The sequence below is a fragment of the Gordonia sp. NPDC062954 genome (assembly GCF_044543825.1).
GTDB lineage: Bacteria > Actinomycetota > Actinomycetes > Mycobacteriales > Mycobacteriaceae > Gordonia > Gordonia tangerina.
In genome coordinates this window covers 25,617-52,299 of sequence record NZ_JBITWL010000006.1, presented here as the reverse complement: position 1 = coordinate 52,299, position 26,683 = coordinate 25,617, and the positions used below count along the sequence as shown (strand labels likewise).

Sequence of the window (26,683 nt, the reverse complement as noted above, 5' to 3'; positions counted from 1 at the left end):
AACGACTCGCAATCTGCAGTTCACAATGGTGCGCCACCATGGTGGCATGAACGATGCGACAGAACTGGTCGCCTACGCCGAGAGCTGGTACCGCTACGGTGGCGGCGACCCCGACGACATCTTGGTGCGATTCGGGCTCACCGAGGTCGCCTATTTCACGCGGTTGCGCGAAGCGCTGAGTACCGACACCACGCTGGATCCGGCGGTGCGGGACGCGATAGACGTGGTGGCGGCCGGAAGGATCGAGGCCGGGCCGGGGCACGCGATGCCGGCCTGAGGTCCCGGGTCTGGTGGCCGCACTCAGCGGAGCTCGTCGACCAGACCCCACTCCCGCGCCGCATCGGCCGATATCGGCGATCCGGTGACGAACAGATGCAACGCGCGCCATCGGCCGATCCGCCGTGGGACGCTGACGGTGCCGCCGGCGCCGGGGAGAAGTCCCATCGACACCTCTGGCAGCCGGATCATCGTGTCCGGCGCGGCGACGATGCGGTGGGCGAACGCCGGGATTTCGATACCGGCGCCGACGCATTGGCCGTGCAGCCGTACTTCGATGCGGTCGGCTAGCCGGGCGACCAATCGTCCCGCGCCGCCGCGGGTGCGCACGAAATGTGCGGTGGTGGCGTCGGGCGTGTGACCGAACTCGTCGAGGTCGCCGCCCGCACAGAAACACGGGCCGGCGCCGTCCACGACGACGCGATCGATGGTGTTGTCCAGCAACGGCATCCGCAACGCGTCGACAAACGCATCGCGCAACGCCACCCCGTAGGCGTTGCGCCGCTCCGGCCGGTTGAGCGTGATGTGAAGGTCGTCGGCGCGGCGGTCCACCAGCACCGGGTCGCCGGCCGGTGGCGGCGGCAACGGCCGTCGGAGCGCGCGACGTCCCTCGAGCCAGCGACCGAACTCGGCACCACCCTGCAGGGTCGAGTAGCCCAGCGACTCCACGTCGAGCGCGGCGGGTATCGACATCGATTCCGAGGCCCGGACCACCTGCGCCGCCACCGATGCCGCCTGCGGGGTGGCCTCGGCGGCCGCGACGAATGCGGTGATCGCCTCCTCGACGTCGTCGACGGTGATGATCTCGCGGCCACCCGAGGCGTCGCCGTAGGTGAGGTCCAGGGCCGCCGTCAACGGTTCGAGCGCGGTATCCGGTGCACCTGAGGCGCGGCCGACGAGAATGCGGTCGGCCCGGCTGGCCACGTCGGCGGCACGTGCAACAGTAGACGGATCGGCATCGTCGAGATCGATGACGACAACCGGCCGCACGGTCTCTCCCTGTGCGTTCAGTGCACCCACCGCGTCGGCCCCATCGGCGAGTTCGTCCACAGTCATGGTCGTTACCTGCGGTGTCATCTCTCCATCCTGTCCTGATGGGGCCGACGTGATCGCACCGGGAGGTAGCATCGCCCCGGTGTCGACCGCCACGCTTCGAGATCCGGTTCGCGATTGGGCGCGCAGCGGTGTGGCATGGCTGACCGGCCACCCCGACGGCCCGCCGGTGATTCCGCCGGGGGTCGCGGCGACGCGGGCGAGTGAGCTCACCGACCTGATCGCCACCGCCACGGCGGGTGCCGTTCGGCTCGACGGGGCGCAGTTGTTGGCCGAGCGGGCCGCATTCACCGGGCACCGACGGTCGGGCGCGTCGTCGGCGGGCGGTGCCTGCCGACTGCTACCCACTGCCGACGGATGGGCGGCGGTGTCGATCGCCCGTCCCGACGACCCCGCGCTGTACGGAGCGCTGATCGGATCGGATGACCTCGGCAACGACCCGTGGCGGGCCGTCGGCCAGTGGCTACGCGACCATCTGGGCACCGAACTCGACGAACGGGCCGAACTGTTGGGGGTGGCGGCGGGCAGCGTCGGCGTTCGCGACGCCCCGGTCGTCGATGTCACCGGCCGCCGACCCCGATCAGTCGCCGGCCTGCTCGTCGTCGACTTCAGTGCGCTGTGGGCCGGGCCGCTGTGTGCGCACCTCCTTGGACTCGCCGGCGCTTCGGTGATCAAAGTGGAGACGCCGACGCGGCCCGACGGCGCCCGCCGCGGCAACGCCGACTTCTATCGGCTGCTGCACGGGGGGCACCGGTCGGTGGTGCTCGATCCCGACGTCGACGACGACCGCGCCGCGTTGTATCGCCTGGCGTCGGCGGCCGACATCGTCATCGAGGCGTCACGACCACGCGCGCTGCGCGGATTCGGTCTGGACGCAGAGGAATTCGTTCGTTCCGGCACGACATGGCTGTCGATCACCGCGTGCGGTCGGGCGTCGAATCGGATCGGGTTCGGCGACGACGTGGCGGCCTCGGCCGGGCTCATCGCCCACGACGAGCGCGGACCGGTCTTCGTCGGCGACGCCATCGCCGACCCGTTGACCGGGCTGACCGCCGCAGCACTGGCGATGAGTTCAGGTGACGATGATGCGCTGCACGACATCTCGATGAGTGGGGTGGTCGCGGCGACGCTCACCGGCCACCACGACGCGGGTGTATGCGGCGCGAGTGGGTCCTGGTTCGTCGACACCGCCGACGGTCCGGTGCCGATCGCCAGGCCGCGCCGCCGCGAGCCCGTCGGCCAAGCGCCGTCCTCGGGCGCGGACACCGATGCGGTGCTGCACGATCTCGGGATACGCGATGAGTGACACGGTGTTCCGCGACGTCGAATTGCCGGAGGGCCGACGCGATGTGGTGATGCGCGGTGGCATCGTCGCCGACATCACCGCGCCCGGGACCGCCGCCGGCGCCACCATCATCGATGGGCGTGGTGGCGCGCTGCTGCCGGGTCTGCACGATCACCACCTGCATCTGCATGCGATGGCAGCGGCCGCCGACTCGGTTCGCTGCGGCCCGCCGGACGTCCTCGATCTCGACGCGCTGGCAGCGGCCTTGGTTGCTGCGCAGGGCGACTGGATTCGGGGTGTCGGCTACACCGAGACCGTGGGCGGGTTGCTCGACCGAGCCGCCCTCGATCTCCTCGTACCCGATCGTCCAGTTCGCATTCAGCACCGCAGTGGCGCGCTGTGGATGCTGAACAGCCCAGCGTCCGAACTCGCGGGGCTCGATCGCGGCACCCATCCGGGAATCGAACGTGACGCCAACGGTATTCCGACCGGACGCCTGTGGCGCGCCGACGACTGGTTGCGGGCACATCTCCCCCACTCCCCACCCCCCGACTTGCGCGCGGTCGGGCAGCAACTCACGCGATCCGGCATCACCGGTGTCAGCGATGCGACTCCCGATCTCAGCTCGGCCACGCTGGACGCACTCGTGACAGCGCATCGCACCGGTGCTGTGCCGCAACGACTTCAGCTTCTCGGTGTCGGCATCGATGACACGGCGAGCTTCGATGACACCATCACCGTCGGGCCGTACAAGATCGTCATCGCCGACAGCGCTCTGCCTGACTTCGAGGACCTCGCCGACACCATTCTCCGCGCACACGCGTGCCATCGGCCGGTCGCAGTGCACTGCGTGAGCCGGGTTGCGCTGGCACTGTTGCTGGCCGTCTTCGACGATGTCGGTGTGCTCGCCGGGGATCGGATCGAGCACGGCTCGATCATCGGCGCCGACGCCATCGCCGATCTGGCCGCGCGGGGCCTGCGGGTGGTGACCCAGCCTGGGTTCGTCGCCGACCGCGGCGACGACTATCTGCGTCGGGTGGATGCCGGGGATCTGCCGGATCTGTACCGCTGTCGCAGTCTGCTCGCCGGTGGCGTCCACACCGCAATGTCGAGCGATGCCCCCTACGGTCCGCTTGATCCGTGGGTGGTGATCGCTGCAGCCGTGCAGCGGCGCGCACCGACCGGCGAGATCGTCGGCGCCGGTGAACGCGTCACTGCCGCCGAGGCACTCGACGGCTACCTCGCCCCGCTCGACGACCCCGGCGGCCCGCCCCGGCGGGTCCAGGTCGGCGCGGACGCCGACCTGGTGCTGCTGGACCGGCCATTGGCCGACGCGCTGGCCGCGCCCGCCGCGCAGCGGGTGAGATGCACGGTCATCGCAGGCCAGGTCCTTGTCGAATGACCCACGGTTCGACGACATCACCCCGATTCGCCGACATCACCTTGCTTCGGACGCAAGGTGATGTCGGGAAGCAGGGGCGACTGGGCAGACCCTGCTCGTCGGCGGCGACTGCCGGGCACCCGCAGCGTCCGGGTACCGTCGGCGATCGGGTGACACCACGCGCAACAGCCCGCGCGCCGGTGGCCCAGGGAAGGCTGGACATGACCGACACCGAGCATCCGCTGCTGCGGCCGGGCCACAACTGCCACGACATCGGCCACGCCGATCGGCTCGCCTGCATCATCGACGCCGGCGAGTACTTCCGCCTGGCCAAAGCCGCCATGCTGGGCGCGCAACGCCGGATCATGCTGATCGGCTGGGATTTCGACACCCGTATCCTGCTCGAGCCGGAAGGCGCCACCCTCGAGGGCCCCAACGAACTCGGCGCCTTCCTGAACTGGTTGCCTGGCCATCGACCCGGTCTTGAGGTGTATCTCCTGAAATGGAGCGTCGGGGCGCTCACCGCGATCAGCCGCGGGATGGCGCCGGTGTTCATCACCAATCTGCTTACCAAACCCAACGTTCATCTCGAGATCGACACCCACCACCCGCTGCATGCCGCCCACCATCAGAAGATCGCGGTCATCGACGACCGACTCGCGTTCTGCGGCGGTATCGACATGACCGTTGACCGGTGGGACAGCCCCGAACACCGCGACGACGACGAGCGTCGCACCACCCCGAACCACAAACGGTACGGACCGTGGCACGATGCAACGACGGCCGTCGACGGGCAGGCCGCACGCATCGTCGGTGCGGTGGCCCGGGACCGCTGGCGGGCCGCGACGGGCCAGGAACTGGCCGAGGTCACCGGCATCGACGCCGATCCATGGCCCACCGACCTCGCGCCGACGATGCGGTCGATCGACGTGGGCGTCGCCCGTACTCTGCCGGAGCTACCCGACCGTGAGGAGGTCCGGGAGATCGAGCAGCTGTATCTGACCGCCATCCGCGCCGCGCGACACACCCTGTACATCGAGAGTCAGTACCTGGCCTCACGCACCCTGGCCGATGCGATGGCCGAGCGGCTCCGCGAACCCGACGGCCCCGAGATCGTGGTGGTGCTGCCCCGCAACGCCGAAGGCTGGCTGGAGCAGAAAGCCATGGACGGCGCCCGCCGACGCCTGCTGCATCAACTCTGGCAAGCCGATCCCGGCGACCGCTTCCGCGCCTACCACCCGGTGACCGCGGCCGGCGCGGACATCTACGTGCACGCCAAGGTGCTCGTGGTCGACGACATGCTGCTGCGGGTCGGTTCGTCGAATCTCAACAACCGTTCCCTGGGCCTCGACAGCGAATGCGACCTGGCGGTCGAGGTCACCGCCGACGATCCGCTCGCCGACCAGCATCGCCGCGCCATCCTCGAGGTCCGCGACCGGCTGCTGGCCGAACACCTCGACGTGCCCGTCGAACGGGCGCGCAACGACCTCGACGACCGGGGTTCACTGGTTGCGACCATCGAGGCTCTGCGCGGAAAAGGCAAAACCCTCATGCGTTTCGACGCCTCCACCGTCGCCGATGAAGACAGTCCCCTGGCCGAGAACGATCTCGTCGACCCCGAAACCGCCAAGGGCAACCCGATTCTCACGCGCTCGATCCGGTTCCTGGCGGGGCGGCCGCTCTCCAAACTGGGACGGCGCTGAGCGAGCGTCTCGCAGCCGGCCGACCCCTGTTCGGCGAGCTCGGCCTCCCAGGGTGAGTGCCTGCGTCGTCAACTCGCCGTCATCAGAGGCACCCGAAAACCAAACCTTGACATTCCGGGCGCACCTATCAATGATTGTTATATAGCTATCACCGATAGGAGCGTCTGAATGCCCCCCGTCACCCAGGACAAGCGCGCGACCCGACGTCAGCAGATAGTGGACGCCGCGTGGGAGGTAGCGAACGAGAGTGGTCTGGGCGCGGTCACCCTGCACGAGGTGGCCAGGCGGGTGGGAATGCGCCAGCCCTCGCTGTACAGCTATGTGTCGTCGAAGCTTGACCTGTTCGATGTGATGTTCGCCGAAGCCTACGAGCACCTGCTCGCGCGGATCGACTCTCTGCCCGCCACCGGGTCGGCACGTGAGCAACTCCTACGCCTGTCCCAGACGATCGTCGACTACGTCGTCGAAAATCCTCCGCGCCAACAACTTCTGTTCCAGCGCACCATTCCCGGATTCGAGCCGTCGGAGGCCTCGTATCGGCGGGCCGAGCTTCTGGTGCGGCGTACCCAGAGCCTGCTCGTCGCGGCCGGCGCCACGGACCCTGCCCAACTCGACGCGTACACCGCCGTCATCGCCGGCATCGGCGCGCAGCAGATCGCCAACGATCCCGGCGGTACCCGCTGGACCCGACATGTGGAGACGATGGTCGGTCTCGTCGTCGACCACTTCCCCCGAGAGAGAGTGACACCATGAACACTTCCGAAAGCGTTCGGCCCGCAACGGAAATCAAGCGAATCCAGCATACCGAGGCGATGCGACTCACCGCCGCCGAGAATGCGCGCCTGCTCGATCTGCTCCAACTCATCGACCCCGACGACTGGGGGAGGCCCACCGACTGCACCGGCTGGACGGTGCGCGACGTCGTGGTCCACCTCATCGCCTCAGCCCAGGCACAGGCCAACCCGGTGGAGTTCCTCCGGCAGGTTCGGTCGGGACGGCCGCTCACCGCAGAGATTGGTGGCGACCACTGGGTCGACGGGCTCAACGAGGCACAGTTGCGAGCCCGGACCCAGTGGCGAACCGATGACCTGCCGGCGCTGTGGGAACAGCACTCCGCCGCAGCATTACGCGCCCGGACTCGGATGCCCGCGCCGGTACGCGCACTCCCGGTGTTGCCGATCGGCACCCCCCTCGGAGTCGACCTCGGCTGGAAACCTTTGGGCTACCTGTTCGGCATCGGCTTCACCCGCGACACGTGGATGCATCGCGTCGACCTCTCGCGCGCGACCGGTATTGCGCTGCAGCCCACCGCCGACCACGATGGGCGGATCGTGGAGGACATTCTCGCCGAGTGGTCACAACTCCACGACCAGCCGTTCAGCCTCGATCTCCAAGGTCCCGCCGGAGGACGTTTCGAGGGCCGCAGCGGTGCAGCGACCATCAGTGTCGACGCGATCGAGTATGCGCGCATCCTCTCCGGCCGCGCCGACGGCGACGGCGTACTCGCCAACAAACTTCCGCTCTGAGAACCCACCCACCTCCAGGAGTTCGATCATGTCACCCGCAACCGAAGCACCCAGCACCGCAACCACTCTGGCCGAAGACAACAAGGCCGCCGATCGGCGGTTCATCAACCAGATCATCAACGGGCAGGATCTGGGGTCGATCGGCGACATCGTCGCAGACGACTTCGTCGAGCAGAACCCGCCGCCCGGGCAGGGTCCCGGGCGCGACGGTTTGCGCGACTTCCTGGCTCAGATGTTCCGCGCTTTCCCGACCTGACGTGGACGGTCCACGAGATGGTGGCCGAGGGCGACCGCGTGGCTGCCTGGTCGACGTGGACCGGCACCCACCGCGAAGATTTCCTCGGCATCGGAGCAACGGGCCGTTCGGTGACGGTCGAAGCCTGGACCTTCGATCGATTTCGTGACGGCAAGATGTGCGAGAGTCGCATCATCATGGACGTGATGGGAATAGTGCAACAACTCCAGGGAGATGCCTGACCTCATCCGGTCGCGTGGTCCTCGGTATCGATCGCCTCCTGACTCGCCGCCCAGGATGCGAGAAGCTTGAGACCATCGGCGGTCGGCGTGCCGGCCGCCGCGGTGTAGATGTTGAGATGCAGCCCGGGCTCGGAGGGCAATTCCATCCCCTCGAAGTCGAGGTCGAGTTGCCCGACGGCCGGGTGCCGGAGCCGTTTGCGCCCACTGCGGTGGAATCGCACATCCTGCGATGCCCAGCGCTGACGAAACAGCTCACTACGCGTGGACAATTGTCCGACCAGCTGGATCAACGCCTTGTCATTCGGGTTTCGACCGGCCTCGAGGCGCAGCATGGCAGCCGCATCTCGGGCGACCTGGTCGTAGTCGACAAAGAACTCCTGGGCCTCATCGGGATGCAGGTAGATGAATCTGGTCGTGTTGGCAGGCCGCCGAGTATGGGCGAGAACCGGCGAATACAACGCCCGCGCAAGCTGATTCATTGCAACGATGTCGTGCCGCCCGTTGCGCACCCAGGCAGGTGCGTCCGAGATGGCGTCCAGAACCTGCTGGATAACCGGACGCACGGCGGTAGCCGGCGGGCGGGTCCGACGCGCACCCGCGCCCGCCTGCGACTGGCGCGCCAGGGCGAACAGGTGATCCTGCTCGGCTTCGTCGAGTTGGAGCGCGCCGGCCAGCGCGGCGAGCACACTCTCCGATGCGCCGGCCAGATTGCCGCGCTCCATCCGGACGTAGTAATCGACGGACACACCGGCGAGCAGCGCCACCTCCTCGCGACGCAGCCCCTTGACCCGGCGGTTGCCACCGTAGGCCGGCAACCCCGCCTGATCGGGGGTGATCCGTGCGCGCCGCGAGCTGAGGAACTCGCGGATCTGGGTGCGCAGGTCGGTGCTGTCCATGGGCCCCAGGGTAGGCACGATGCCATGTACCAGGGAGGTACTGGCAATACCCGGAACAACCGTGACTCCCCACGCCCGCGCAGACGCGGTCCGATGGACGTCATGAAAGCCACCTTTATGTACGCCGCCGGCGATGTCCGCGTCATCGATGTCCCCGACCCGATCATCGAGCAACCGTCCGATGCGCTGGTCCGGGTGACCCGTGCCTGCGTGTGTGGCAGCGATCTGCACCCGTATCACTCGATGCCGGCCACCCCCGACGGCTCGCCCATGGGCCATGAGTTCATCGGGGTGGTCGAGGCCGTCGGGTCCGCCGTGACCACGCTGAGTGTGGGCGACTTCGTCATCTCCCCGTTCGCCGTCTCGTGTGGGACGTGCGAATACTGCCGTGCCGGTCTACAGACTTCGTGCGTGCGCGGCGGTTTCTGGAGCGACCCCCAGCTCGGCACCGCCGGCGCCCAGGCCGAGGCCGTTCGGGTGCCCCTCGCCGACGGCACGCTGGTGAAAACTCCCGTGGACGCGAACGCCGACGACGCACTGTTGGCGTCGCTGCTCACCCTCTCGGATGTGTACGGCACCGGCTGGCATGCGGCCGTGCGCGGCGGGGTCACTGCCGGGAGCACGGTCACCGTGATCGGTGACGGCGCCGTCGGCCTGCTGGCCGTATTGTCGGCTCGCCAACTCGGCGCCGAACAGATCATCCTGATGGGCCGACACCGGGCCCGAACCGATCTGGGCCGGGAGTTCGGCGCCACCGATGTGGTCGCCGAGCGCGGCGACGAGGGCATCGAGCAGATCCGCGACCTCACCGGCGGCCTGGGCAGCCAGATCGTGCTGGAAGCGGTCGGACATCGGCCGGCCTATGACCAGGCGATCGGCGCGGTCCGGCCCGGCGGCGTGATCAGCCGGGTCGGCGTTCCGCAGTACGACGAGGCGCCCGTCGGCTTCGCCAGCCTCTTCGGTCCCAACGTGACCCTCACCGGCGGTCCCGCGCCGGTACGCGCCTATATCGAACAGCTACTGCCCGCGGTGCTCGACGGTACCGTGGCGCCGGGCAAGGTATTCGACCGGACGATGTCGTTGGCCGAGACACCCAAGGCGTACACCGCGATGGATTCCCGCGAGGCCTTGAAGGTCGCTGTACGCCCGTGATCGACGGCGACCGGCCACCTGCCGGTCCCGCAGCCCCTGGTGGCGACAGCACCGCCCCCACCGAGGTCCCGGGGCCCCGGTTCCACCAACGAAAGGACCGCCCACATGCAGTACCGCCCACTCGGCCGCACCGGAGTCCAGGTCAGCCCACTATGCCTGGGTGCGATGATGTTCGGGCCCTGGGGAAATGACGACGAACAGGATTCGATCCGCATCATCCACGCGGCACTCGATGCGGGAATCAACTTCGTCGACACTGCCGATGTCTATTCCGCCGGTCGGTCCGAGGAGATCGTCGGAAAAGCACTCGGCGACCGACGCGACGACGTGTTCCTCGCGACGAAGTTCTTCATGCCGATGGGCGACGACCCCAATCACCGCGGTGGCTCGCGCCGCTGGATCATGCGCGCGGTCGAGGATTCGCTGCGCCGCCTCGCCACCGATCACATCGACCTCTACCAGGTGCATCGTCCCAGCCCCGATACCGACATCGACGAGACGCTCGGCGCGCTCACCGATCTGGTCCAGCACGGCAAGGTGCGTTACATCGGGTCTTCGTCGTTTTCCGGCTCCCAGATCGTGGAGGCCCAATGGGCGGCGAAGGACAATCGCTTCGCGCGGTTCGTGACCGAACAGCCCCCGTACTCGATCCTGGTTCGCGGTATAGAGGAGGACGTACTGCCGGCCGTGCAGCGACACGGGATGGGCACGCTCACCTACAGCCCACTGGCGGGCGGATGGCTGTCGGGTCGGTGGCGCAAGGACTCCGCATCGTCACCGACGTCGAGTGCTCGGCCCAGTGCGCGATTCGACATGTCAATCTCCGCGAATCAGCGCAAGCTCGATATCGTGGAAGACCTTGCGGTGCTCGCCGAGCAGTCCGGCATGACGTTGATCGATCTTGCGATCGCGTTTGTCATCAACCATCCGGGCGTCACCGCCGCAATCGTCGGGCCTCGCACCATGCAACAGCTGGAGTCGTATCTGCCCGCCGCCGATATCACCCTGTCCACGGACGTCCTCGACCGAATTGACGAACTGGTCGCACCGGGGCTGACACTCAACCCCGAGGACAACAGCTACGGGACACACGAGTTGACACCGCACGCCCGTCGACGCAACTGAATCCGCACAAGGAGAATCGCTATGGAACTCGCCCTGCACATCGCCGACTTCACCTGGTCCGGCGGCCCCGCCGAACTCGGCCCCGCGCTGACCAAGCACGTCCGGGACGCCGAGGACATCGGCGTGCGGCGGATCAGCGTCATGGACCACTTCTGGCAGATCCGCCCCGTCGGACCGGTCGACACCGAAATGCTGGAGGCCTATTCCGCGCTCGGTTTCATCGCTGCTCACACCCAACACGCCTTGCTGCACACCCTGGTCACCGGAGTCACCTACCGCGAGCCCGCTCTGTTGGCCAAAGCGGTCACGACCTTGAACGTGCTGTCGGGCGGCCGTGTCGGTCTCGGCATCGGCGCGGCCTGGAATGACGAGGAGTCCGAAGGCCTGGGTTTCGCCTTCCCACCGACGGCTGAGCGTTTCGAACGACTCGAGGAGACCATTCGCATCTGCGATCAGATGTGGTCGGAGTCGGAGGACGCCTTCGCCGGCAAGCACTACCAGCTCGGCCGTACCCTCAATTCGCCGCAGTCGCTGAGCAGTCCCCGACCCTACCTCATGATCGGGGGCTCGGGCGAGAAGAAAACCTTGCGCCTGGTTGCTCAATATGCCGACGCCTGCAACATCTTTGCCGGACCCGACGCGTCCCACAAGCTCGACGTACTGCGCGGTCACTGCGATGACGTCGGCCGCGACTACGATGAGATCGACAAGACCACCATCTTCCCCATCAGCCCCAGCAGCACGGTGGACGACATCGTCACCACCGCAAACGCGATGGCAGCCTTGGGGTTCACGTCGTCCTATGTGTTCGCCACCGGTATCACCGAGCCGGCACGCATCATCGAACTGTTCGCCGAGGCAATGCCGCGGTTGGATTGACCCCACGTCCGACAGGCGGATGCGCCGACAGCTGTTCCCGGCGCATCCGCTTCCCGGATCACCCGGGCCAGCGTGTCGTCAATGCCTACAGCGTGCCCTCGATTCCCACCCGCCGCACCACGAAGTGCACCACCAAAGCGCCGAACACCGTCAAACATCCGATGGCGCTCAACGCCAGCGCGAGCACGATGCCGCTGTTGTCCGGGAAGGTGCCCAGCCCGGGGTGGGCGGCCAGCACCGCCCCCGACAATGCGCTTCCGCCGGCACCACCGACGGTTCGCAACACCTGATTGAAACTGACCGCACTGCCGAGCTCCTCGGTGACGACGGTGCGCGCAATCAACGCAGGCATCGCCGCGTACGCGGTGCCGAGGCCGACGCCGAACAAGAACATCCCGATCAAGATCTCCCACAGCGCGTCGTGCGCGAACAACATCAGAAACGCCGCGACGGCCATGATCGCGGTACCCACCCGCAGCAGGGTGGGTAGGCCGACACGCGCGGCGAGCAGTCGGACCACCCGATTCGCGCCGAAACTCCCCACCGACAGCGGCAGCATCACAAAACCCGCCCACAGCAGCGGCAGGGCGATGCCGTAGCCGGTGTCGGTGGGTGCCTGCGCGATGAGACTGGCGACGGACAACCCGATGTAGAGGGCCGCACCGAGTCCGATCGCGGTGCCGTTGGCGAGGATCACGTCGGTGTGTCGGAAGATGCGCAGGTTGATCATCGGATGCGGAGTGCGCAGTTCCACCACTCCCCAGCCGACGAGCACCGCGACACCGACGGCGAACGCCCCGATGGTCCGCACACTCAGCCACCCCCAATCGGGACCTTCACTGACGGCGAGCAACACCGCGGACAGGCCTGCGCCGAGGAGTACCGCTCCGGGCACGTCGAACCGTTGCCGGGGAGCACGTTCGTCGGGCCCGGAGGGCACCACCGCCCAGACCGTCACCATCGCGGTGACGAGGAAGATCGCGGCGGCGACGAACGCCATGCGGAACCCGAATCCGGACGCGAGCACACCGGTCAGCGGGTAGCCGACGCCCAGCCCGGTGGCTACCGTCACCGACAGCGCCGAGATCCCCGGCCGCACCAGGTCGTCGGAGAGATAGCGGCGTGCGAGCGCGATCGTGACGGGCACAATGCCGTACGACAGTCCCTGCAGTGCGCGGCCGGCCAGGAACACCGCGAACGTCGGCGCGACCGCAGCCATCACCGATCCGAGCAGGATCACCGCGAGCGCACAGATCAGCAGACGTTTCTTGTGCGGGCCGTCGCTGAGCCGTCCCATCACTGGCGTGGTGACCGCGCCGACCAGCAGGTTGATGGTGAGCATCCACTGCGCGGTGCCGACGGCGACGTCATATTCCTCGGCGACGCTGGGCACCAGCAGCATGCCGAGCGAACTGACCACAGCGGTGGTCAGTGCTGCGTAGACGAGGCCGGGAAGCAGTCGTGTCGAGGTTCCGGCCATCCGGCCACCCTATCGAGTAGGCGGCGGTCGGCACCGGGTGGAGGCTGCGACCTCCGGCCCTCAGACCTTCTCGAGACGGGTGACCACCCCGCGGTCCCCGTCCACCCGCACCCGGTCGCCGGTGACGAGTACCTGGGTGGCGATGAGGGTGTTGACGACGCAGGGCAGCCCGTATTCGCGGGCCACCACAGCGCCGTGGGAGACCGAACTGCCGATGTCGGTGACGAGAGCGCCGATGACGGTGAAGTACGGCGTCCATCCGACGTCGGTGACCGGAGCGACCAGGATCTCGCCGCGCTGGACGTCGCGTGCTTGCACGATGGTCTTCGCAACACGCACCACCCCCTCGGCCACCCCGCGTCCGGCCGGGCGGCCGACAATCGCATCGTCACCCACCAGCCGAGGCGGTGGCGCGATGCGCGCGGTGGGCCGCCCGATCGACACGTCGTCGAAGTCCAGCGCGTCCTGGTAGGCCAGGGCCGCGCGACGCTGCTGCGCGCGCGTGACGAGGCCGTCGATGTTCTCGACGCCGACGATGCGGTGCAGTTCGGCGCGGTCGAAGAAGAAGACGAGGTCGGCGTCGGGCAATCGCCCGGTGGCGGCGAGGACCTCACCGAGGTGCCGATAGCCGAGTTTGAGCGAGTGGGCCATCAGCGCCATCTTCGACTTCGTCTCCTCACGTCCGCGGGCACCGGCCTGCGCCCATCGGGCGAGCAGTCGGATCGTTGCGGATGTGGGCGCGTCGACCTGTACTCGGGTCGGCGTGCGCTCCGCGCGATCGCCCGTGGCACGCAGCATGGCCTGCATCATCGTGCCCAGTCCGGCGGGGTCCTCGGCCCAGGACGGGTCGCGCATGCACAGTTCGCGGTAGCCGCGGTGTCCGTGACGAGTCAGGAAGTGACGCAACGCCGATGCGGCCTCATCGTCGCCGACGCGCACAGCGGTGACGGCACGCTCGGGCGTGACCGAGAGGAACGCGTCCGTCGCCATGGGGTCGGCGGCAATCAACCGGACCACCGCATCGAGTTCGCCGAGCATGAGCGCGCTCTCGACATCGCTGGCGCCGGCCATCAGCTGCGCCGCCTCGGTCCGGCCGTCCTCCTCGGTGCGCCCCTGTTGTAACGCCCGCCGGATCAGCACGCTCTCCAGGACATTGGCGGCCACAGCGGCCCGCGACGAGGATCGCACATGGGTCAACGTGACATCGCAGTAGCGGTCGACGCCGGACTCCAACTGTTGCAGGATGCTTCGCGGATCGTTGCCGGTTGGTATCTCGAACTCAGCGATCTGGGCACCCAGGTGCCGGACCGTCGGCCCGACGGACAGGGCATGGGCGCTGAGTCGAATGGTGTTGCCGAGCTTCCGGCGGAATGTCTGCGGCGGTTTCGGTTTCAACTCGTCGATCACCCGGCCACAGATCGACGTGGAGAACTGTTCGAGAGAATTGCCGAGGATGCCCGAGCTCAGGGCCGTGCCCTCGGTGAGGTTGAGAAACATGTGTCCCGAGAAGTAGCCGACCTGCAGCCACGGCCGTTCGTAGCCGGGCTGTGCTCGCGCGACCACTTGGATCTGCTGCATCGCACGGTCGATGGCGTACCCGGACACCGCCGCGGTGAGCGGGCAGAATGCGCCGGGCATCATCTCGCCGATGTTGCAGCGCGTGTAGACGTGATCGGCTCCGGCAACCGGCGAGTCCATCTCGCCGAGATCGCCGGGCAGGGTGGTGATGGGCCGGGCCTGCAGCCACCACAACCGTCCGTCGTGGTCGATCGCCCATTCGAGGTCCATCGGCTCACCCCAGTGGTGTGCGGCACGCAGTGCGCCGGTGCGGATGTCGGCGATCTCAACGGATGACAGAACCGGTTGCGCCCCGGCGAGTTCGTGCACTATCGGTGTACCAGTATCGTCGAGGACGGTGTGGTCGGGTGATGCCGAGCCGTCGACCAACGACTCACCCAGACCCACGACGGCGTCGATCACCACCAAATCACGACGTCCGGTGGTCGGGTCCGCGGTGAATACGACACCGGCTGCGCGCACGTCGACCATTTGTTGGACAACCACATTCATGGTGGCGTCCTGATCGGCGCGGTACGCGGTGGCCCGTCGCGAATGCACGGAGGCGGCACACTGCTGGACGGCCGCGACGAAGTCGTCGACCGAATCGACACCCAGGACGGTGTCGTACTGCCCGGCGAAGGACTGATCGTCGCCGTCCTCGCCGACCGCGGACGAGCGCACCGCCACCGGGACCTGACCTGCCGCCGCCATCTGCGAGAACCGTTGCACTGCGGTATCTGCGGAGGCTTGAGAAGTGACCTCGGCGATGACGAACGCGGGCGGCACCGGCAGTCCGAGGCGGCCGAGTTCGGCGAGTCCGGCGGCCTTGCCGCCGTATCGGACGCCGGTGACGTCCTCGAGTTCAATCGTCATCGGAGTCATGGTCAGGGCAACGCGTCGACGATCTCGGCCAACGCATCGGCGTCGATCGGCCCCGGTTGATAGAGGCAGATCCGGTCGGACACCCCGGTAACGCGGGCGCGGATGTGCGCGGCGATCTCGGTCGGGGTGCCGCAGGCTGCGATGGTGTGCAGTATGTCGTCGTCGATCAACGTGGCCATGTCCTGCCAGCGCCCTTGCTTGGACATCGCGTTGAGTTCCGGCTGCAGTTCGCCCCAGCCGTGGGCGTCCAGGACTGGCCGGTAGGCGGGGGTGGAACCGTAGAAGGCCAACAGCATTCGGGTCGAGGTATGGTCGTCTCCGACCGAGACGATGATCTCCGGCACCACCTCGAAGTCGCCGTCGACGCGTCCGGCGGCGGCCAAGCCGGCGCGAACGGCCGGCATCGTCACCTCGTGGAGGAATCGCTTGGTGCCGAACGGCATCACGAGTAAGCCGTCGGCCACCTCGGCAGTCATCCGGGTCATCCGCGGGCCCAGCGCTCCGAGATAAATCGGTGGCGGACCGTACGGGTTCGGCCCGGGCACAAAGGTCGGCGTCATCAGGGTGTGCCGGTGGTACTCGCCGCGGTAGTCGAGTCGTTCACCGTCCTGCCACGTCGCGAAGATCGCGCGCAACGCGCCCACCATGTCTTTCATCCGCGCCACCGGGTGGTCGAAGTGCGCGCCGTAGCGTTTCTCGATCTGGGCGCGCACCTGGGTGCCCAGGCCCAGGATGAACCGGCCTTCGCTGAGTAGTTGTAGGTCGTTGGCCTGGTGAGCGAGTTGGATCGGGTTGCGCGGAAGTCCGATCGCGACGTTGGACATCACATCGAGACCGCGCACCCCGGACGCCAGCACCAGCGGCGTGAACACGTCGTGCGGGCCTTCGAAGGTGAAGATGCCTGACGCGCCGGCCTCCTGCAGAACACGTGCGCGGTCGACGGCGTCGGTGGGCCCGAACAGGGCTGTCATGACCTTCATCGGCTGCCTACTTCGCTCCGTCGGTCCAGTCGGTGAAGCCCGACGGATGATGTGGCCCGAGGACACCGTGTTCGAATAGTCCCGCACCATGACACTTCCGACCGTCAGGTTCGGTGCAAACTGCTTCGGCGACGTGGTCGATGAGGCTGAACGGAGCCTTGGCCATCACCTCGGGATCGGTCAGGTCGAAGCCGACACGTTCGACGAAGGACTCGCCTTTCCAGGTGCCGTGCGCCCAGGTCGCGTCACCGCCGTACCCCGCACCGAAAGCGATGGGTGCGAACAGCTTCGATTCGATGTCGAGCTGAAACCGATCACCGTCGCGGTTCTGGAACTCGACGTGCGCACCGTAGGGAATCCGGGTGCCCGACGTGTAGTGGACGGAGACGCGGACGCCATCGAGCTGTTCGACGCGGCCGTCACGCCATCGTCGGGTGCAGTCGTAGAGGCTGCGATGACCGTCCGGGTCCTCCTGCAGGATCAGGAACAACTGGTAGTCGTCGAACGCCAAAGGCAGGTACAACCACCACATCCCGCGGAAGGATGTGTCGGGACGTCCACCCGGTTCGGCCTCGCCGACCGGACGGATCCCCCACGAACGGTCGCGGCTGGCCACGCTGGCATCGTGCTCGACGATCAGCCGTTCACCGTCGACGTCGATCCACCCCTCCCAGCTACCGAGTTGGGCAAACCGGCACGCCTGCAGGGTCACTCGACGGTCGGTCAGCATGTCGTGTGGACGCTCGAGCGCAGCGGAGAACAAACCGCGCCACGTGAGGTCCGCGGCGATACCCTCCGTCTCGTCCATCGTCAGATGTATCTGCTGTAGGGGTTCGATGACGTCGAGGCGGTAGCCGTTGACGTGTTGATTCAGCCGATCGTCGTCGATGGCGTCGCTCAGATGCACCGCGGTCTGCGTATCGCCGTGCCGGACGACGAAATAGGCGTCCTTGACACCGAGCCGCGGGTAGTAGCCGATGCCGGTGAGCGCCATGAACCGCCCGCCACGGTCGAGCACGTTGAAATACGAGCGGTCGTAGAAATTTCGATCGGACGTGGCCGGCCAGGAGACCGGAGTCGGCGTCTGATGGATCGGATACTCGTCGAGCGGGCTCAGCTTCACCGACACTCCCTCAAATACGATGCACACTGTATTGGAACTAAGATGGAACTCATGACAGCAGAAAGCGGCAGCGCAGGCAAGGGGTCTGGCGCACGCGCGCCCGCCTCACCCCCACCCGGCCGCCCCCGCGACGGACGCATCGACGCGGCGATCGTCACGGCGACACGGGAGTTGCTGCTCGAGTCGGGCTATTCGGCCCTGTCACTGTCGGCGATCGCCGCACGAGCCGGAACCACCACCGCCGCCATCTACCGACGCTGGGCCGGCAAAGCTCAACTCGTGCACGAGGCGGTCCTGCCCACCGACTCGATCCCGACCCCTCTCAGCTCCGGCGACATCCACACCGACATCCGATCCGTGGTCGACACGGTCCGCACGATGTTCGACCGGCCCGAGGTGCGCATGGCGCTACCCGGCCTGATCGCCGATACCGTCGCCGACCCCCAGGTACACGCCATGATGATCACCCGACTGGCCGGCAACCTCGGCGCATTCGAAACCCACTTCGGCCAGGAACGCCGCGCCGACGACCACCTCCCCATGCTCGCCGAAGTGGTGGCAGGCACCGCGATCTTCCGCATCCTCATCCGCCGCGACGCCGCACTCGACGAGGAGTGGGTCGACGCGATGACGGAGATGATCACCGAGCGGTGGCCGGCGGGGGTGAAACGGTGAGGAACAGGTCGGATCTCAGCATCGCCGCGTCACGTTCAACGACTTGATCTGTGGGCTCGGGTTCTGAGTTTCACCTCAGACCTTCGGTTCCCACGGGTTGACGCATCGGACGCCGAGCGGCTCGAAATGCTTGGTATTGCGTGTCGCCACGGCCATCTGGGTGGCATGGGCGATAGCAGCGATGACAGCATCTTCGAACGGAGCATGCTCGGGCACCCGATAGGTCGCCAAGACCCGTGCTGCGGGCAGATCGAACGGCAACACACGGTCGGCGAATGCAGGCAGGACCCGTTCCTCGAACCAACGGCGCAATACTTCTCCCTGCGCTGGGTCGGATCGCTCCTTGGTGACCACGCCACACTCGAGTTCTGCCATGGTCATCGCCGTCACGAACTGGTCGGTCACCGATACGGACGCCGCCCAGATCTCGACCTGTCGGTTGCGTCCCCGGACCCTCAGCGCGGATACCACGTTGGTATCCAAGACGTACTTCACAACTCGGCAGATCGGACAGTCAGACCGAGGCGTTCGGGCTCGAAATCGATGTCCGCACCCTCATCGGAACTCAGCAGGTCGACGAGCGTGACCGGCTCCCGCTCAAGCGCTTCGGCGAGGATCTCGCGAGCCTCCGCCTCTACCGACCTGCGATGCTGCTCGGCACGCGCCCGCAGGGCGGCCTTGGTCCCCGCGGGTAAATTGCGGATGAGGATCTGTTCCATTTTTTGCCACCTCCGATATCAGGAACATGATATCGAAGGTGTGCGCTTGGACGACACCCTCACATTCTTGTTTGTCATACAAACAAGAATGTGCGACCCTCATCACATGACCACGTCACGTCGCGGTAGTCGCGAAGCCGGCAAGGCCACCCGCGACTCCCTGCTGCGCGCGGCGGCCGAGGTATTCACTGAGCAGGGCGAGACGGCGTCGGTCGCCCAGATCTGCCACCGAGCTGACGCCTATCCGAACCAGGTCACGTACTACTTCGGCTCCAAAGAGCAGTTGTTCACCGAAGTCGCGTGCACCGCGGTACTACGCGCCGGTCGCGCCGCAGAGGAAGCCGCCGGCACGGCCACGACCGTCGGCGAGTACACCCACGCCCTCATCTCGACATTACTCGGCGGGCAGGCCCGCAATGTCGAGTTGTTCACGACCGCAATGTCGATGGCGTCGCGCCGTTCCGACCTTCGACCGCAGATCGCGGACACGTTGCAGGTGTTGCACGAGCGCGGCGCCGAAGCGTTGATGCGAACTCTGGTGCGGACAGGGTGGGAGCTGCGGGCACCGATCGACGTGGAGGCAAAAGCGTTCTGGTCGGCCATCTTCGGGCTCGTCATCCAGCAGGCGGCCGCCGGCGATCACCTCGGGGATCGGCTCGAGGACGCGGTCGCGATCGTGTTCACCAACCTGCAGATCCCGGATCGGGTGTTGGCGCATGCCATATGACGTGGTCTCGCATCGAGATCGCCCAGCGAAGAGAACAGCAGTCGGAACAATCGAGCATTCGCCTCCCCCGTCGTTGGTCGAGTAGCCGTCGAGCCCCTAGGCGAGACGGCGTATCGAGACCAGTTGCGCCGCTTCGAAAGGAAAACCCATGACACACTCCACCGAGACCACCACCCACCCGCAACCGCATCTCACGCACACCGTCCTCAACCAGTCCGCCCCGCGTGTCGATATCAACGAGTTCGACATGAATACCGTTCTTGTCGAAGCGATCCGACGCCACGACGCGGGCTGGGCGGAAGATGAGCTCCGGGCGATCGGCGCGCACGTGGGCAGTGCGCAGTTTCAGCACGACGCGCACCTGGCCAACACCATCACCCCGGTGCTGCACACCCACGACCGCTGGGGCAACCGGATTGACGAGGTCGAATACCACCCCGCCTACCACCGGATCATCGAGGCGTCGGTGGCCCACGGCTCACACACGCGCTGCTGGGCCGACCCGCAACCGGGCTCCCACGTCGCTCGCGCTGCCGGTTTCATGTTGTTCGGCCAGATCGAACCCGGCCACGCCTGCCCGGTGTCGATGACACATGCGGTGATCCCGTCGCTGGAGCTACAGCCCGACGTCGCCGCGCACTGGGTGCCGAAAGCACTGTCACGCAGCTACTCTCCAGATCTGTCGGCCACCAAGGAATCGGCGATCTTCGGCATGTCGATGACGGAGAAGCAGGGTGGCTCCGATGTGCGCGCGAACACGACGGTTGCCACACCGGTCGGCCGCGGCGGGCCGGGCGCCGACTATCTGCTCACCGGACACAAATGGTTTTGCTCGGCACCGATGTCGGATGCGTTCCTGGTCCTCGCGCAGGCGCAAGGCCCCGGCGGCGAGGGACTCTCGTGCTTCCTGCTGCCCCGCGTCCTGCCCGACGGCACCCGCAACGTATTCCGCATCCAGCGGCTGAAAGACAAGCTCGGCAACAAGTCGAACGCGTCGTCGGAGATCGAACTCGACGGCACCGTCGCGGTGATGGTCGGCGAACCGGGCCGTGGCGTGCGCACCATCATCGAGATGGTTGCGCAGACCCGTCTGGACTGCGTCCTCGGTAGTGCCGCCGGAATGCGACAGTCTGTGGCCGAGGCGGTGTGGCACGCTCGCCACCGGGCCGCCTTCGGCGCGACGCTGGCCGATCAGCCGGCGATGACCGCCGTGCTCGCCGACCTCGCCCTGGAATCGGAAGCCGCCACCATCACCGCCATGCGCCTGGCTCGCGCCCATGACGAGGACGCCACCGACCAGGAGAAGGCGTTCCGACGTCTCGCCACCGCAGTCGCCAAGTACTGGATCTGCAAGCGCGGACCACACCACTCTTACGAGGCGCTGGAGTGTCTCGGCGGCAACGGCTACACCGAGGCCTTCCCCCTGGCCATGCGCTACCGCGAGCAACCGGTCATGGCCGTCTGGGAAGGCTCCGGGAATGTCATCGCACTCGACGTGCTGCGGGCCATGACCCGCGAGCCGGAGTCGATCGCGGCGTTCGACGCCGAGATCAACATCGCACTGGGAGCCAACCGCACCCTGGACCTGCACCTCGAACGGCTGCGTGATCAGCTGGGTGAACTGGTTCGCGCCGACGCGGCAACGGCGCAACGACGCGCCCGCGGAGTTGTTGAATCCATGGCCTTGGCGCTGGAAGCCTCCCTGCTGGTGCGGTTCTCCCCGACCGAGGTGTCCGATGCGTTCATCGCCGCGCGGCTGGGCGGCAACCGCGCGTTCGAGTACGGCGCGCTGCCCGACGGCGCGGATCTCGCGGCGATCCTGGAACGACACTGAGCGCGGTGGCCGTCGTGGACTCGACTGTCGCGCAGTAACGCGGCGCCAACCCCTCACCACCCGCGCCAGCGATGTACGTTCTACAATCGCAACTTGAAGAACGTGTCCCTTTCATGGGGGTCTGACGGAGCCGCGTTCGTTGTCAGCAGTGCACAGGGGCGGGACGCGAACGGTGTTTGTCGATGAGAATCGGTCTGCAGGCGTGGGGAATCTTGGGGAGGCGACCCACGCCGCGCGGACAAAAGCGTACGAGGATCCTCGATATGTCATGGATCAGATCGAGATCTCCGAACGGCTACCCCGATATGGAATAGCGGGCCTGACGCTGGCCATCGGCCTGTTGGGTGTCCTGGCGGTGACGTCGCCGGATGGTGCGGCGGGGAGCCCGGTTCGGATGGGCGCGCTCATCGCCATCAGCGCCACCACGGTGCCGGTCGCGATCATCGTCGCGCGCATCGATCTGCGAACCATTTGGTTGTCGGAGACGATGCCTATGCGAGGCGCCAACACCGCCTTCGTCCTCTACGCCGACCTCGGACTGACCGCGGCGCTGGCGACATTCCAGAATCCGGTGATGGCACTGCAGGGCACGGCGCTGTTCGCGGTCATCGGCGGGTACGTCGCACATTTTCTCCGCATCCAGGCGATGGTCTGTCATGTCGTCTTCTCGACCGCGGTGATCGTCACCATCGGCGCGAGAGCGCTACTCGACGACACGCTGCCCGGATCGACCGCGCTCTACGGGATCATGGTGTCGTTGCTCGCGGCCAATGGCACCGTGGGCCTGATCGCCATCTACAGCGCAGAGTCGAAACGTGCGCTTCGCCTTCAGATCGAGTCGGCCAACACCGACCCGCTGACCGGTGTGCTCAATCGGCGCGGGTTCCGCTACATAGCGAAGACCGCGACCCGACAGACGACGCGGCCCTTCACAATCCTCGTGGTGGACATCGACAACTACTAGGCGATCAACGATCGGCACGGGCATGCCGTGGGTGACGCCGTCCTCGAACGGTTGGCCGCGGTGCTCGTGGATGCCGTTGGGAAGTCAGGGGTGGTCGGGCGCCTCGGCGGCGACGAGTTCGCGATCGCCGGCTCCCTGGATCGCGTTTCGGCCATCGGACTGGCCAATCGCATCCGGGCCGCCCAGATCGGCCTGCCCTGCGAGCCTCGCATCACCGTGAGCGTCGGCGCGGTCGTCTATGAGAGCAAACTCCGCCCGGCCACCGACGGCGCGCTCGTGGACCTGGCACTGAAGACTGCCGACCGCGCGCTATTCGAGGCGAAGAACGCTGGGCGGGACACATACCGAGTGGTGTGCGGCGACCCTTCGTGACGCCCGAGGACGTCCGGAGCGCTAGCGGCGGATCGTCACGAAGGGCAGCCCATCCGGGCCAAACCGGCTCATCCCAATCGGGGGTGTAGGAGTTGGGGTCTGAAGCCGCCGGTCTCGAGCAGGCTTCGGGCGATGTAGTTGGTCAGGTTGCGGAACCCGAGTGCGGAGCCGCGCAGGTGTTCGAGCCGTCCGTTGAGCGCCTCGGTCGGCCCGGTGCTGGTGCCGGGTCGTTCGAAGTAGGCGAGCACGTCAGCGGCTCGCTTCTTCAGGGTCCGGCCCAGGGTGGTGAGCTCGGTGAGCACCTTGGGGACGCCGGCGCTGAGGTCGGTGATCAGCTTCTCCATGAGCTCGCGGCCACGTTGCCGGTCCTCGTGGCGATAGGCGGCGATCATGCGCTGGTAGACACCCCAGGTCGCCTCGACCTCGACGTGAGCGTCATCAACGAACAGCGCGCATAGCCTGTCGCTCTGCTTGTCGGTGAGCAGGTCCGCGCCGGTGTGCAGCGTGCGCCGCGACTTGTAGAGCGGGTCGTCCCTGAACCCACGGTGCCCGTGGATCGCGAGTTGGACCCGGCGCCGGCACCTGTGGAGGGCGTCACCGGCCGGGCGCACGACGTGGAAGGGATCCATCACCGTGACCGCGTCCGGGATCTCCTCTGCAGCGGCGGTCTTGAACCCGGTGAAGCCGTCCATCGCGACCACCTCGACCGCGTCACGGAAGGCGTCGTCGCGGTCGGCGAGCCAGGTCTTGAACGCCGCCTTCGACCGGCCCTCGACCATGTCCAGCAGCCTTGCTGGGCCGGCGCCATCGCGGACCGGGGTGAGGTCGATGATCACGGTGACTGACGTACTTGTCGCCACGCCTGGTGTGGCGCCAGACGTGCTCATCGACGCCAATGACCTTCACGCCCTCAAACCGCGTGGGGTCGTTGATCAGCAGGCGCTTGCCCTCAGCCAGGACCGCGTTGTTGGCGGTGTCCCACGCGACCCCGAGTCCCTCGGCGACACGGGCGACGGTGAGGTGTGCGACCACGATCCCTTCCAGCGCCCACCGCAGCCCGGTGCGCGAGAGCTTCGCGCGTGGCTCCGCCGCGGCGCTGGTGTCTTGGCGCCACACGTGTCCGCAGTCGGCACAGCGGTAGCGGCGCACTACAACTTCCAGCACGGTCGGTCGCCAGCCCAGCGGCTCGTGGGCCAACCGCCGGATCACGGCGTCACGAGCAGCGCCTTCGCTGCCGCACCGTCGGCACCACTGATCTGGTTCCACCACGCGGCACGCGAGGACCGCACGATCCGGTTCAAGTCGTTGTCCGGTCACGCTCAGACCGAGGCCGTCGAGTCGAGCGAAGGCGGTCAGGTCAGGGCGGCCGAAGCCGGCCGGCGGGGTAGCGTCGGACACGTCGAGGTCTTTCGGATGGATGGCTTCGACGCCGCCGCAAGCTCCGGTGAAACGGTCGGTACTGGTCGGTCGTCGTCGGTCACCACCGGATGGCGGCGTCCCCCACGCTCGGCGTTTGCGCAGGTCAGCGGATCGTTCGCCCAGTGGGCGCATCAAGCGATAGACGCAAAGCCGACGTGATTAGGTCGTCGGTTCGATTCCGACAGGCGGATCCGGCGAACAGCCCCTGACCTGCGGAAACGCAGGGCAGGGGCGGTTCGGTTCTGGTGGTCGCGCGATGCACTGGCCTCACGGCTCTGCCCGACACCGACGTCGCTCTCCTCTGCGACGGACCCCTCGCCGGCTGAGCGCTCGCGGCCGGCATCCTGTCCGTGTGCCGATAGGCCTCGCACCGCTCGGCAACGCAGCGTGGCGTTGCGTTGCGTCGCGACCTGGCGACGGCTCGGCGGGGCGCGGTCGTCTCGTGCGTTGGCGGACTACGGGAGCTTGGACGCGAGGACGTCGGCCGCCAGGATCTCGGGTGCTGCGCCGAGGAGGTGTTGGTTGGCCATCAGGGCTGCGACGATGGCGCCGTTGGCGTGGGCGTCGCGAGCGGCCTCGTCGGGGAATGCATCGAAGATCCAGAAGGTGTCGGCGTGGGTCCTGACCGCGAACCAGACAATCGTTCCTACTTCTTCGTTGGCGAGCGCGACAGCGCCGGCGAGCAGATCGGCGAGCGCGTCGTGCTGTCCATCGGCCGCGACGATCTTGGCGACGAAGGCATACGGAAGTGATGCGGGTGTGGACATGAGGGGTTCTCCTAAGTGTCGAGGTCTCTTGGTGAAGCGAGTTCAGCGTATGACGAGCGAGGGCATGTGAGAAGTGGCGTATACGGCAGTATTGCTATTGTTTACGCCATGCGTATCGGACTGATCGCGATCGACGGCTGCTTCGGTTCGGCTGTCGCGTCGGTCATCGACATCGTGCGGGTGGCCGACGGAGCCCGCGGCGATGTCGACCCGCGGATCGACCCGATCGAACTCGCCATCCTCGGACCGAAACGGAGAGTGACCACGACGGCATCGATGACCCTGTCGGTGGACCACCCGCTGTCGGAGTCCGCAGAGTTCGACGTGGTCGTCGTCCCTGCGCTTGGAACCCTCACGGCCGCCGCTACCAACGACGCCCTCCAGAGCCGAGATGCTCGTTCGGTCATCGCCTCGCTCGGGCGCCTCGACGACGCGACCACCCGGATCGCCGCGGCGTGCACCGGCGTGTTCGCTGTCGCCGAGACCGGACGGATGCATCATCGGCGGGCGACGACCAGCTGGTTCCTGGGGCCGGAGTTCCTGAAGCGCTATCCGACCGTCGCCCTCGATCTCGACACCATGGTCGTGGTCGACGGGAACCTCGTCACCGCCGGCGCCGCGTTCGCCCACATCGACCTCGCGCTCTCACTCGTGCGATCGATCAGCCCCGACCTGGCCCAACATGTCGCCAAGCTCCTCATCATCGACGAGCGTCCGTCGCAGGCGGCCTTCGTCGCCTACGAACATCTCCGGCACGAGGACCCGATCGTCGTCGAGTTCGAACGCTTCGTGCGCGCCCGCCTGGACGAACCGTTCAACGTCGCCTTCGTCGCGCAGTCGCTCGGCACCAGCCGGCGCACCCTCGAACGACGAGTCCGTGCGGCGCTCAACCTCACTCCGCTCGGCTTCGTCCAACGGCTTCGCATCGAACGAGCTCGGCACCTCTCAGCAACCACGGACCTCACCTCCGCCGAGATCGCGCTACGGGTCGGCTACGCGAACGCCGAGACTCTGCGCTCCCTCCTGCGTAGGGAGCGACGCCGTTCCTGACCTATCGCCATGCCTGTAGCCGGTGTCCTAGTGCTCGACTGGAACCACCTCTCAGCACGTCGCGTCGACGCTCCTGCGTCGCCCCTGGACGACCCACTCGACACGCCCGCAGCACAGGCCATGTGACGTGTCCCGGCTTCCCGGACGGTCGGGGTTGGGTGGCTGTGATGTCGCTGCGTTCTCGTCGAGGGGGTCAGCAGACTCGATCAGGGTCGATTGGGATGAGACGCGAAGGCGGTCAGGTCAGGGCGGCCGAAGCCGGCCGGCGGGGTAGCGTCGGTCACGTCGAGGTCTTTCGGATGGATGGCGTAGGAACCTCCATCGTCGGGAGACCTCGACGTCCACCTGCGGACCGACGCGCCCGGCCGACCTACACCC

Annotated in this window: 24 protein-coding genes and 2 pseudogenes; 16 read left to right on the top strand and 10 right to left on the bottom strand. The window is 67.1% G+C overall.

The features are described from left to right. Nucleotides 1-46: 46 nt before the first annotated feature. The gene (locus ACIGKQ_RS08325; RefSeq protein WP_235724351.1) at nucleotides 47-277 is read left to right on the top strand and encodes a hypothetical protein; all 231 of its coding nucleotides are present in this window, start codon (nucleotides 47-49) and stop codon (nucleotides 275-277) included. 23 nt (nucleotides 278-300) lie between these two features. Here ACIGKQ_RS08325 and ACIGKQ_RS08320 read toward each other — a convergent pair whose 3' ends face one another. Next, nucleotides 301-1,353: an enoyl-CoA hydratase/isomerase family protein gene (locus ACIGKQ_RS08320; protein WP_396573146.1), complete on the bottom strand. Its 1,053-nt coding sequence runs from the start codon at nucleotides 1,351-1,353 to the stop codon at nucleotides 301-303. A 58-nt stretch (nucleotides 1,354-1,411) separates the two neighbouring features. Here ACIGKQ_RS08320 and ACIGKQ_RS08315 point away from each other — a divergent pair, with 58 nt between their 5' ends. The 6 genes and pseudogenes from ACIGKQ_RS08315 (at nucleotide 1,412) to ACIGKQ_RS08290 (ending at nucleotide 7,701) form a co-directional block, all read left to right on the top strand. Continuing rightward, the gene (locus tag ACIGKQ_RS08315) at nucleotides 1,412-2,635 is read left to right on the top strand and encodes a CoA transferase (protein WP_396573144.1); all 1,224 of its coding nucleotides are present in this window, start codon (nucleotides 1,412-1,414) and stop codon (nucleotides 2,633-2,635) included. Continuing rightward, the gene (locus ACIGKQ_RS08310) at nucleotides 2,628-4,016 is read left to right on the top strand and encodes an amidohydrolase family protein (protein ID WP_396573142.1); all 1,389 of its coding nucleotides are present in this window, start codon (nucleotides 2,628-2,630) and stop codon (nucleotides 4,014-4,016) included. Before ACIGKQ_RS08315 ends, ACIGKQ_RS08310 begins: the two co-directional genes overlap by 8 nt. A gap of 200 nt (nucleotides 4,017-4,216) precedes the next feature. After that, on the top strand, nucleotides 4,217-5,698 hold the full coding sequence (locus ACIGKQ_RS08305; protein WP_396573140.1) for a phospholipase D-like domain-containing protein: 1,482 nt from the start codon (nucleotides 4,217-4,219) through the stop codon (nucleotides 5,696-5,698). Nucleotides 5,699-5,866: 168 nt separating this feature from the next. Beyond that, nucleotides 5,867-6,451: a TetR/AcrR family transcriptional regulator gene (locus ACIGKQ_RS08300; protein ID WP_328716061.1), complete on the top strand. Its 585-nt coding sequence runs from the start codon at nucleotides 5,867-5,869 to the stop codon at nucleotides 6,449-6,451. Next, the gene (locus tag ACIGKQ_RS08295; protein WP_396573137.1) at nucleotides 6,448-7,224 is read left to right on the top strand and encodes a maleylpyruvate isomerase family mycothiol-dependent enzyme; all 777 of its coding nucleotides are present in this window, start codon (nucleotides 6,448-6,450) and stop codon (nucleotides 7,222-7,224) included. The genes ACIGKQ_RS08300 and ACIGKQ_RS08295 overlap by 4 nt, the downstream gene beginning before the upstream one ends. Further along, nucleotides 7,160-7,701 (top strand): annotated as a pseudogene (locus ACIGKQ_RS08290) (ester cyclase). The gene ACIGKQ_RS08295 and the pseudogene ACIGKQ_RS08290 overlap by 65 nt, the downstream one beginning before the upstream one ends. Nucleotides 7,702-7,703: 2 nt before the next feature. Here ACIGKQ_RS08290 and ACIGKQ_RS08285 read toward each other — a convergent pair. Beyond that, nucleotides 7,704-8,597 carry a helix-turn-helix domain-containing protein gene (locus ACIGKQ_RS08285; RefSeq protein ID WP_396573135.1) on the bottom strand — a complete coding sequence of 298 codons (894 nt, stop codon included), beginning with the start codon at nucleotides 8,595-8,597 and terminating at the stop codon, nucleotides 7,704-7,706. Nucleotides 8,598-8,699: 102 nt separating this feature from the next. On the opposite strand from ACIGKQ_RS08285, the gene ACIGKQ_RS08280 reads away from it, so the two are divergent. The 3 genes from ACIGKQ_RS08280 to ACIGKQ_RS08270 all read left to right on the top strand — a co-directional run bounded on the left by ACIGKQ_RS08280 (nucleotide 8,700) and on the right by ACIGKQ_RS08270 (nucleotide 11,753). After that, complete coding sequence (locus ACIGKQ_RS08280) at nucleotides 8,700-9,749, top strand: alcohol dehydrogenase catalytic domain-containing protein (RefSeq protein ID WP_396573133.1); 1,050 nt, start codon at nucleotides 8,700-8,702, stop codon at nucleotides 9,747-9,749. Nucleotides 9,750-9,854: 105 nt separating this feature from the next. Further along, on the top strand, nucleotides 9,855-10,874 hold the full coding sequence (locus ACIGKQ_RS08275; protein ID WP_396573131.1) for an aldo/keto reductase: 1,020 nt from the start codon (nucleotides 9,855-9,857) through the stop codon (nucleotides 10,872-10,874). A gap of 21 nt (nucleotides 10,875-10,895) precedes the next feature. Further along, nucleotides 10,896-11,753 carry an LLM class F420-dependent oxidoreductase gene (locus tag ACIGKQ_RS08270; protein ID WP_266063069.1) on the top strand — a complete coding sequence of 286 codons (858 nt, stop codon included), beginning with the start codon at nucleotides 10,896-10,898 and terminating at the stop codon, nucleotides 11,751-11,753. A gap of 85 nt (nucleotides 11,754-11,838) precedes the next feature. Here the strand turns inward: ACIGKQ_RS08270 and ACIGKQ_RS08265 are convergent, their stop codons facing one another. The 4 genes from ACIGKQ_RS08265 to ACIGKQ_RS08250 are packed head-to-tail and all read right to left on the bottom strand — an operon-like array spanning nucleotide 11,839 to nucleotide 17,778. Next, a complete protein-coding gene (locus ACIGKQ_RS08265; protein ID WP_396573129.1) occupies nucleotides 11,839-13,233 on the bottom strand; it encodes an MFS transporter in 1,395 nt (464 codons plus the stop codon). 60 nt (nucleotides 13,234-13,293) lie between these two features. After that, nucleotides 13,294-15,675, bottom strand: a complete 2,382-nt coding sequence (locus ACIGKQ_RS08260) for a PEP/pyruvate-binding domain-containing protein (protein ID WP_287015773.1) — start codon at nucleotides 15,673-15,675, stop codon at nucleotides 13,294-13,296. A 2-nt stretch (nucleotides 15,676-15,677) separates the two neighbouring features. Further along, nucleotides 15,678-16,655 carry a TIGR03617 family F420-dependent LLM class oxidoreductase gene (locus tag ACIGKQ_RS08255; RefSeq protein ID WP_235721968.1) on the bottom strand — a complete coding sequence of 326 codons (978 nt, stop codon included), beginning with the start codon at nucleotides 16,653-16,655 and terminating at the stop codon, nucleotides 15,678-15,680. A gap of 7 nt (nucleotides 16,656-16,662) precedes the next feature. Then, nucleotides 16,663-17,778 carry a hypothetical protein gene (locus ACIGKQ_RS08250; RefSeq protein WP_396573126.1) on the bottom strand — a complete coding sequence of 372 codons (1,116 nt, stop codon included), beginning with the start codon at nucleotides 17,776-17,778 and terminating at the stop codon, nucleotides 16,663-16,665. Nucleotides 17,779-17,829: 51 nt separating this feature from the next. On the opposite strand from ACIGKQ_RS08250, the gene ACIGKQ_RS08245 reads away from it, so the two are divergent. Next, nucleotides 17,830-18,453 carry a TetR-like C-terminal domain-containing protein gene (locus ACIGKQ_RS08245; protein WP_287015776.1) on the top strand — a complete coding sequence of 208 codons (624 nt, stop codon included), beginning with the start codon at nucleotides 17,830-17,832 and terminating at the stop codon, nucleotides 18,451-18,453. Nucleotides 18,454-18,528: 75 nt separating this feature from the next. Here ACIGKQ_RS08245 and ACIGKQ_RS08240 read toward each other — a convergent pair whose 3' ends face one another. Then, nucleotides 18,529-18,948: a type II toxin-antitoxin system VapC family toxin gene (locus tag ACIGKQ_RS08240; RefSeq protein ID WP_396573124.1), complete on the bottom strand. Its 420-nt coding sequence runs from the start codon at nucleotides 18,946-18,948 to the stop codon at nucleotides 18,529-18,531. Continuing rightward, on the bottom strand, nucleotides 18,945-19,172 hold the full coding sequence (locus tag ACIGKQ_RS08235) for a FitA-like ribbon-helix-helix domain-containing protein (protein ID WP_235721964.1): 228 nt from the start codon (nucleotides 19,170-19,172) through the stop codon (nucleotides 18,945-18,947). The genes ACIGKQ_RS08240 and ACIGKQ_RS08235 overlap by 4 nt, the downstream gene beginning before the upstream one ends. Nucleotides 19,173-19,278: 106 nt before the next feature. On the opposite strand from ACIGKQ_RS08235, the gene ACIGKQ_RS08230 reads away from it, so the two are divergent. From ACIGKQ_RS08230 to ACIGKQ_RS08215, 4 genes are all read left to right on the top strand, one after another. Beyond that, entirely contained in the window at nucleotides 19,279-19,899 is a 621-nt protein-coding gene (locus ACIGKQ_RS08230; protein WP_235721963.1) for a TetR/AcrR family transcriptional regulator C-terminal domain-containing protein, read from the top strand. Nucleotides 19,900-20,047: 148 nt separating this feature from the next. Continuing rightward, the gene (locus tag ACIGKQ_RS08225; protein ID WP_396573121.1) at nucleotides 20,048-21,733 is read left to right on the top strand and encodes an acyl-CoA dehydrogenase family protein; all 1,686 of its coding nucleotides are present in this window, start codon (nucleotides 20,048-20,050) and stop codon (nucleotides 21,731-21,733) included. 268 nt (nucleotides 21,734-22,001) lie between these two features. Next, the gene (locus ACIGKQ_RS08220) at nucleotides 22,002-22,697 is read left to right on the top strand and encodes a hypothetical protein (protein ID WP_396573119.1); all 696 of its coding nucleotides are present in this window, start codon (nucleotides 22,002-22,004) and stop codon (nucleotides 22,695-22,697) included. A gap of 3 nt (nucleotides 22,698-22,700) precedes the next feature. After that, the gene (locus ACIGKQ_RS08215; protein WP_396573327.1) at nucleotides 22,701-23,069 is read left to right on the top strand and encodes a GGDEF domain-containing protein; all 369 of its coding nucleotides are present in this window, start codon (nucleotides 22,701-22,703) and stop codon (nucleotides 23,067-23,069) included. Between the two features lie 68 nt (nucleotides 23,070-23,137). On the opposite strand, the pseudogene ACIGKQ_RS08210 reads toward ACIGKQ_RS08215, so the two are convergent. Together ACIGKQ_RS08210 and ACIGKQ_RS08205 are read right to left on the bottom strand one after the other, a co-directional pair. Continuing rightward, a pseudogene (locus ACIGKQ_RS08210) lies at nucleotides 23,138-24,467 on the bottom strand (ISL3-like element ISPfr2 family transposase). Between the two features lie 476 nt (nucleotides 24,468-24,943). Then, nucleotides 24,944-25,255: a putative quinol monooxygenase gene (locus ACIGKQ_RS08205; protein WP_003941073.1), complete on the bottom strand. Its 312-nt coding sequence runs from the start codon at nucleotides 25,253-25,255 to the stop codon at nucleotides 24,944-24,946. Nucleotides 25,256-25,363: 108 nt separating this feature from the next. Here ACIGKQ_RS08205 and ACIGKQ_RS08200 point away from each other — a divergent pair, with 108 nt between their 5' ends. Continuing rightward, on the top strand, nucleotides 25,364-26,305 hold the full coding sequence (locus tag ACIGKQ_RS08200) for a GlxA family transcriptional regulator (protein ID WP_003941078.1): 942 nt from the start codon (nucleotides 25,364-25,366) through the stop codon (nucleotides 26,303-26,305). The last annotated feature ends 378 nt before the right edge of the window (nucleotides 26,306-26,683 follow it).

What these genes read in the sequence shown, in the direction of transcription:
- ACIGKQ_RS08265 (WP_396573129.1), bottom strand. Translation starts at nt 13,233, where the DNA reads ATGGCCGGAACCTCGACACGACTGCTTCCCGGCCTCGTCTACGCAGCA.
- ACIGKQ_RS08220 (WP_396573119.1), top strand. Translation starts at nt 22,002, where the DNA reads ATGGATCAGATCGAGATCTCCGAACGGCTACCCCGATATGGAATAGCG.
- ACIGKQ_RS08200 (WP_003941078.1), top strand. Translation starts at nt 25,364, where the DNA reads ATGCGTATCGGACTGATCGCGATCGACGGCTGCTTCGGTTCGGCTGTC.
- ACIGKQ_RS08325 (WP_235724351.1), top strand. Translation starts at nt 47, where the DNA reads ATGAACGATGCGACAGAACTGGTCGCCTACGCCGAGAGCTGGTACCGC.
- ACIGKQ_RS08295 (WP_396573137.1), top strand. Translation starts at nt 6,448, where the DNA reads ATGAACACTTCCGAAAGCGTTCGGCCCGCAACGGAAATCAAGCGAATC.
- ACIGKQ_RS08310 (WP_396573142.1), top strand. Translation starts at nt 2,628, where the DNA reads ATGAGTGACACGGTGTTCCGCGACGTCGAATTGCCGGAGGGCCGACGC.
- ACIGKQ_RS08260 (WP_287015773.1), bottom strand. Translation starts at nt 15,675, where the DNA reads ATGACTCCGATGACGATTGAACTCGAGGACGTCACCGGCGTCCGATAC.
- ACIGKQ_RS08270 (WP_266063069.1), top strand. Translation starts at nt 10,896, where the DNA reads ATGGAACTCGCCCTGCACATCGCCGACTTCACCTGGTCCGGCGGCCCC.
- ACIGKQ_RS08205 (WP_003941073.1), bottom strand. Translation starts at nt 25,255, where the DNA reads ATGTCCACACCCGCATCACTTCCGTATGCCTTCGTCGCCAAGATCGTC.
- ACIGKQ_RS08285 (WP_396573135.1), bottom strand. Translation starts at nt 8,597, where the DNA reads ATGGACAGCACCGACCTGCGCACCCAGATCCGCGAGTTCCTCAGCTCG.
- ACIGKQ_RS08235 (WP_235721964.1), bottom strand. Translation starts at nt 19,172, where the DNA reads ATGGAACAGATCCTCATCCGCAATTTACCCGCGGGGACCAAGGCCGCC.
- ACIGKQ_RS08225 (WP_396573121.1), top strand. Translation starts at nt 20,048, where the DNA reads ATGACACACTCCACCGAGACCACCACCCACCCGCAACCGCATCTCACG.
- ACIGKQ_RS08305 (WP_396573140.1), top strand. Translation starts at nt 4,217, where the DNA reads ATGACCGACACCGAGCATCCGCTGCTGCGGCCGGGCCACAACTGCCAC.
- ACIGKQ_RS08245 (WP_287015776.1), top strand. Translation starts at nt 17,830, where the DNA reads ATGACAGCAGAAAGCGGCAGCGCAGGCAAGGGGTCTGGCGCACGCGCG.
- ACIGKQ_RS08320 (WP_396573146.1), bottom strand. Translation starts at nt 1,353, where the DNA reads ATGACACCGCAGGTAACGACCATGACTGTGGACGAACTCGCCGATGGG.
- ACIGKQ_RS08230 (WP_235721963.1), top strand. Translation starts at nt 19,279, where the DNA reads ATGACCACGTCACGTCGCGGTAGTCGCGAAGCCGGCAAGGCCACCCGC.
- ACIGKQ_RS08280 (WP_396573133.1), top strand. Translation starts at nt 8,700, where the DNA reads ATGAAAGCCACCTTTATGTACGCCGCCGGCGATGTCCGCGTCATCGAT.
- ACIGKQ_RS08300 (WP_328716061.1), top strand. Translation starts at nt 5,867, where the DNA reads ATGCCCCCCGTCACCCAGGACAAGCGCGCGACCCGACGTCAGCAGATA.
- ACIGKQ_RS08275 (WP_396573131.1), top strand. Translation starts at nt 9,855, where the DNA reads ATGCAGTACCGCCCACTCGGCCGCACCGGAGTCCAGGTCAGCCCACTA.
- ACIGKQ_RS08255 (WP_235721968.1), bottom strand. Translation starts at nt 16,655, where the DNA reads ATGAAGGTCATGACAGCCCTGTTCGGGCCCACCGACGCCGTCGACCGC.